At 28.0% G+C, this 5264-nt stretch carries 8 protein-coding genes; all 8 read left to right on the top strand.

What is annotated here, in order from left to right:
* Nucleotides 1-49 precede the first annotated feature (49 nt).
* The gene (locus tag CQ046_RS23290) at nt 50-1483 is read left to right on the top strand and encodes a M23 family metallopeptidase (protein ID WP_123906681.1); all 1434 of its coding nucleotides are present in this window, start codon (nt 50-52) and stop codon (nt 1481-1483) included.
* 4 nt (nt 1484-1487) lie between these two features.
* Nucleotides 1488-2252 carry a hypothetical protein gene (locus tag CQ046_RS23285; RefSeq protein WP_105704549.1) on the top strand — a complete coding sequence of 255 codons (765 nt, stop codon included), beginning with the start codon at nt 1488-1490 and terminating at the stop codon, nt 2250-2252.
* 21 nt (nt 2253-2273) lie between these two features.
* A complete protein-coding gene (locus CQ046_RS23280) occupies nt 2274-2495 on the top strand; it encodes a hypothetical protein (protein ID WP_123906680.1) in 222 nt (73 codons plus the stop codon).
* 52 nt (nt 2496-2547) lie between these two features.
* Complete coding sequence (locus CQ046_RS23275) at nt 2548-2919, top strand: hypothetical protein (protein WP_105704547.1); 372 nt, start codon at nt 2548-2550, stop codon at nt 2917-2919.
* Nucleotides 2920-2930: 11 nt separating this feature from the next.
* Complete coding sequence (locus CQ046_RS23270; RefSeq protein WP_123906679.1) at nt 2931-3674, top strand: hypothetical protein; 744 nt, start codon at nt 2931-2933, stop codon at nt 3672-3674.
* A 3-nt stretch (nt 3675-3677) separates the two neighbouring features.
* Nucleotides 3678-4268, top strand: a complete 591-nt coding sequence (locus tag CQ046_RS23265; protein ID WP_105704545.1) for a hypothetical protein — start codon at nt 3678-3680, stop codon at nt 4266-4268.
* 90 nt (nt 4269-4358) lie between these two features.
* Entirely contained in the window at nt 4359-4889 is a 531-nt protein-coding gene (locus tag CQ046_RS23260; RefSeq protein ID WP_105704544.1) for a hypothetical protein, read from the top strand.
* Nucleotides 4890-4899: 10 nt separating this feature from the next.
* Nucleotides 4900-5214 (top strand): hypothetical protein, encoded by a 315-nt coding sequence (locus CQ046_RS23255; RefSeq protein WP_105704543.1) that lies wholly within the window; start codon nt 4900-4902, stop codon nt 5212-5214.
* Nucleotides 5215-5264: the final 50 nt, after the last annotated feature.

Below are 5264 nucleotides of genomic sequence, written 5' to 3'. Positions count from 1 at the left end.
AGAACTATCCGCAGAATCTCAGAAATTCGGGGTAAATTCGGAGGGCTTGATGGAAGTGGAGAAGGTGAAGAGTGCGGCGGGGGTGCAGAAAACGGAAAAACCTGAAAAACAAGGAAGTTGTATTTGCCAGGAACAATATAAAGACTTAGTTTGGGGAGGAAAAGTGAGTTGTGAGTTTAGGAAAAAAGTAGTGCAAATATGTTCTGAATTATGGGGCGAAAGTAGAAAAATGGAGATGGCAAGTGGGTTAATGGCTGTAATGAATGTAGAGACAAGTGGAAGTTTTAAAGCACAACAATTAGAAGGATGGAACTCAACAAAAGATCCAAAAAAAATGACAATAAAAGACTTCTGGAAAGAAGGGAACAGAAAATCATCAAGAGCAATAGGCTTAATCCAATTCACCCAAGATGCTTTACAAAATAATCTTAAAGAGTATAAAAGTAACCCAAAATTATCTGTTGAAGAACGCTTTGATGAACTAAACAAACTAAAATTGGAATATGCTCAAATGGGAGAAATAAAACAACTTGATAAAGTGAAAAAATATTTTGAGTCTCAAAAAAACAATATTAAATCTCCTGAAGATATTTATTTATCAGTTTTTGCTCCAATAGGAGTCGGTAAAAATGATGATTTTATTTTATATCAAAAAAATGATAACCCACAAAATAATAAAGAAAAAACTAGTAATAAAAATTATAATGCAAATAAAAGTGTAGATGAAGAGAATAACAATGATAAGAAAATTCAAAGAAGAGAAATATTAGGTAGGTATAATATTAGTTTTAGCCGAGGTTCGGGTAATAAGCCCAAAACATTTAACTGTAAAAATGCTATAACAATTCCTGAAAGTTCTCCTCCTAAAAGTACTAAATGGCACGATCCCGTTGATAATCCAATGTTATGCCTTTATACTCAAAATGGAAACTACAGGCCCAGATATAATGTTTTTGGAACAGTTAGAAAGGAAAGAAGTAATCACAACCACCAAGGAATAGATTTTCTTGCTTTACCAGGATCAAATGCTTATGCATGTGTTGACGCATATGTAGAATTTATAAGTATACAATCAGGATATGGAAATGTAATTTGTTTGAAAGTAAAAGATCCTAAGGAGTTTTTAAAAAGAAAAAAAGATTTCAGTTTACAATATTCAAATATGGGAGAAATACAGAGTGGATCAGGTTTTAGCTTTAATGGAGATTTTTATTTATTTTATGCTCATTTACAAGAGGTAGAAAAATCATTAAAAGCTAAACAAGAAGTTAGTTGTGGGACAATTATTGGCAAGAATGGCACAAGTGGTTATGGACAAACTAAAGACCCGCACCTACATTTTGAAATTAGAAGTTCTGCTACAGGTGGTGGATTAACTAATCGATGTCATCCAGGTATTTTTGTATATTACAAAGATGAAAATACAATGTCACAAAAAGAAAAAGATTATCAAAAAGAGATAGCACAAAAATTTTGGGATTAATTATATGAAAAAGGTAATAACAATTTTAATTTCGTTCTTTCTATTATCCTGCCAAGGGCAGAAAAAAGAAGAAGAAAAAAATAGTAAAAAAGAAACATCAGTATCTGAAGTTTCAAGCAAGACAGGTAATACTAAAAACTTAATTCCATTAAGTAAAATCAGCTGTAATCAAGAAAGTACAGAAACAACAAATTATAGTTTAAACTGTAAAAACTTCACTATATCAAATACACTTATTGATGGAAGTGATCAAAACAGGTATGAGCTTATAACTTTTGTTTTTGATGACATAGAAAAGGCAATAATTAGGAAAATCAATAATGAAGATTTGGAAACTTCTCCACCTATTGTATATTTTTCAAATACTTCCAAAAATTATATAATCTTTTTCCCGGTAAATGGTGAAAATCATTTTGGATGGAAACTATATCTATATAAAAATAAAGTCTTGTATCCGCTAGGACAAAGAGTAATGTATTGGAAACCTGATTATGAAGAATCCAATATTAATTACTCTGATATATTAACAGTTTTTGAAACTGAAGATAAAGTTTTACTTGAAATACCGAGTAAATACATTATTAAAAATGATAATGACTATAAAAATTATCCAAATTATTTAGATGGAAAATATTACGAAGAGAAGGACAAATCATATTATGAATTTCCTACATCAAAAATTGAATACTACAAAAAGTATAAAAATGGACTTTTTGAAGGAGATTATAATAAAATGATAAATAATAAAATAATTGATCTTATAAAATAAATCAGTTATATCTAGCAAATGATGAAAACCTTTTTAACATTACTTTTATTTCTAATTATTTGTTCTTGTAAAGAGGCAAAAGGAAATATTTCCAACCCTCAAAAGACCAAAACAGAAAATAATAAATCTTTTGTTATTAGCTGCGGTTCTGGTTGTGCGATGACTTATACTGCTGAAAATATTTTACAGAATGGGATTGCTTCAATAAAAGTTAAGTTCAAAGTAGAAATGTATACTGATTAAGATTGGCGACAATACTGACCGAGAATATATTAATCCCAAAGCATTTGCTTCTATGCTGGGGGCTGTAGCAGAGTGTGGTTATACCGATTTCATATTCAACGGATCCACATCTGCTGATGGAACTGGGGCTCCCAGTGTAACTCACGTCAATGGAGTATCATTCGACTTCAGATATTTAAGGAAAGATAAAACAAGTAACAATATTCATATAGACATAGAACCTGAGGCTTTTGATATTGTGAGGGAAGAAAAATTTATTGATGCTCTTGTTGGTTTTGGATATTCAAAATTTTACAGTTATAATATTATAATTAATAAAAAGAAATTCATATTAAAAAACTCAACTCATCTAGCTGACCATAATCACCATCTTCATATCCGCAGGGAGGGATATAATCCAAAATATAAAGAAATAAAAGAATAAATATAAAATCAATGAAAATATTTTATGCCACATTAATATGTTCTATGGTACTTTTTTCTTGCAAAAAGCAAAATAAGGATACAGTAACCAACATTTTGTCTGATCATCCAAAAGACTCTGTAACAGTTATAAAAAAAGAGCAACCTAAGAAGGATAATGAATGTAAAATTGATTCTTTGGCAATGCAGACTACAGAATATAATGGAATTACATTTTACACTGAAAATAATCTGAGGGGAAGCGGAGTTATAAATTTATCCATCAATAAAAGCACAGAGATCTTCAATATGGACAAAACTTCATATGGTAAAATACTTGTTAATAATAATGATGATGAAAATATATATGATGTTAAGCTTCCTAAAGTTGTAATTGCCCGGGAAATAATTCCAGATAGTGAACATAGAATATTTAATTTCGATGCCGAAGAACCAGAAGCAGATAAAGATTTCCTCATCGTTTACATCAATAAACAAAAAAAACTGATTGAAAAGAAAAATAATAATTATTCTTTTCAATCATGGGATAATTATATTAAAACAGCTTTTATACAATTAACTCCTGAGGTGTCAACCACATCAAAACAAGAGCTGTCATACTGGTATAAAGTATTAGAAATTAAAGGTGACTCTATGCAAATCAAGTCAATTCTTAAAACAGATTGTGACTATATAGAAGAGTATAAGAATGTCACAAAATGGATCAAATGGAAGCAAAACTCTTGTAAACTAATCAAATTTAATTTTTGCTATTAACTTATGAGTAAGTCAATTTATCTTTTCTCGTTTATTCTAATTTTTACAACTCTTAGTATTTGTTGTAAGGATAGTATTTCCACAAAAGAAAAAAAAACAGTTTTTTTTTTAGGAGATAAAAAAATTTCAGACAAGAAATATTTTGAATCTTTAACTAGTTCTAAAGGATACTCTATTTTAAGAAATCAAAATTCTTTATATGAAAAAAATTATTCAAATATTCATAATGCACAGCTATCAAAAAGTGAATCATTATCAATAATATTAAACAAAAGTATTTCTAATGAAAAGAATTATAAATTAGTATTATATACTTTAAAAAATAAAAAAAAAATAGACTCTATTCAATTTTATAGAAAAGTTAATGATGTAAGATATAAATCTGATCGTTATACTTGCTTATCATATTTAGATCTAAAAAACAAAAAAATATGGCAAGTTTCATATTTTTCTTCTCCCAACCAATCTCTTGACATAATATCTTATTCCATAAGTAAAATTAATAAAGATGGTACAATAACTAAATTTGATTCCATTCCTTATTTAGATGAAGCATTAGAAACAGAATTAAGTAACAATAAAGTTTATTATTAGTTTATAATAGTAATTATACGATATGAAGGCTAATAAAACAGTAAAGGCTAATATTTCTTAAGCAACTTGATTTAGATAAATTCTATATGAATGATAGCAATTCTTTCTATCCAATTAAAAAAAAACACTTTGATGAAAAACTTTTTAATTCTATTTCCTTTTATGCTTATAGCATGTTCAGATAAGCAGAAAGAAAATATGGAAAAAACCACAGAAAAAGAAACTGAAATCTATTTTACAAGAAATATTGATAATAATACTGATGACAGTCAAAGTATTAAAAATACAGAAATTACAACCAACAATAATGATTGGAAAGGCTCTTATAAAATTTCAACCAAAGCTAATAGTCAATATGACAATAATGAAACAAATGTACTTTATTCAATAACAGTAGAATCGGACCAAAAAGCAATTTTAAGTATTGGAGCAGAACATGTCGAAGATTATTGGTGTGAAGGAGAATACCATTTAATTAAGGAGGATAATACTTTACACGCAAAAGGAAAATGTGATCAAGATGATGTGGATGATTTTTATCTAAAAAATGAAAATAAAAAATATTATATAAGAAGTAAAAGATTTACAAACAGAGATTGGCAAGAATTGAAAAAAGAATAAATAAAACCAAATGATGAAAAACTTTACGGCTTTACTACTTCTTATATTCTTCTTTTTCAGCTGCAAAGGCCAAGATAAAGATGAAAAAAAGAAAATAGATACAAAAGTTTATGTTGCCAACTGTAAAGGCGAATATTCTACCAAAGAAAAATTAACTGAAAGAGACAAAGCATGGTCTCTCAATAATAATGATATTGAAAAAATCATGAATTTATCAGTTCCTCTTACTGAAGAAGAATGGCATTTTTCATATCCGATTACACCATGTAATATTAATATAAAAGGTTATTTATATAAAGAACTCATCTTGACTTTCTTTTTATGAATTTTTTACAAGCAATAACAATAAAAGCTAAATAATTGAATCCGATCCAG

The sequence above is a fragment of the Chryseobacterium sp. MYb7 genome, from assembly GCF_002979455.1.
GTDB lineage: Bacteria > Bacteroidota > Bacteroidia > Flavobacteriales > Weeksellaceae > Chryseobacterium.
Note: the sequence above shows the minus strand (reverse complement) of the source record. Positions and strands in the feature narration are given on the sequence as shown.

Excerpts from the sequence above, each read along its gene's own strand:
- CQ046_RS23290 (WP_123906681.1), top strand. The coding sequence starts at position 50 with ATGGAAGTGGAGAAGGTGAAGAGTGCGGCGGGGGTGCAGAAAACGGAA.
- CQ046_RS23285 (WP_105704549.1), top strand. The coding sequence starts at position 1,488 with ATGAAAAAGGTAATAACAATTTTAATTTCGTTCTTTCTATTATCCTGC.
- CQ046_RS23280 (WP_123906680.1), top strand. The coding sequence starts at position 2,274 with ATGAAAACCTTTTTAACATTACTTTTATTTCTAATTATTTGTTCTTGT.
- CQ046_RS23275 (WP_105704547.1), top strand. The coding sequence starts at position 2,548 with ATGCTGGGGGCTGTAGCAGAGTGTGGTTATACCGATTTCATATTCAAC.
- CQ046_RS23270 (WP_123906679.1), top strand. The coding sequence starts at position 2,931 with ATGAAAATATTTTATGCCACATTAATATGTTCTATGGTACTTTTTTCT.
- CQ046_RS23265 (WP_105704545.1), top strand. The coding sequence starts at position 3,678 with ATGAGTAAGTCAATTTATCTTTTCTCGTTTATTCTAATTTTTACAACT.
- CQ046_RS23260 (WP_105704544.1), top strand. The coding sequence starts at position 4,359 with ATGATAGCAATTCTTTCTATCCAATTAAAAAAAAACACTTTGATGAAA.
- CQ046_RS23255 (WP_105704543.1), top strand. The coding sequence starts at position 4,900 with ATGATGAAAAACTTTACGGCTTTACTACTTCTTATATTCTTCTTTTTC.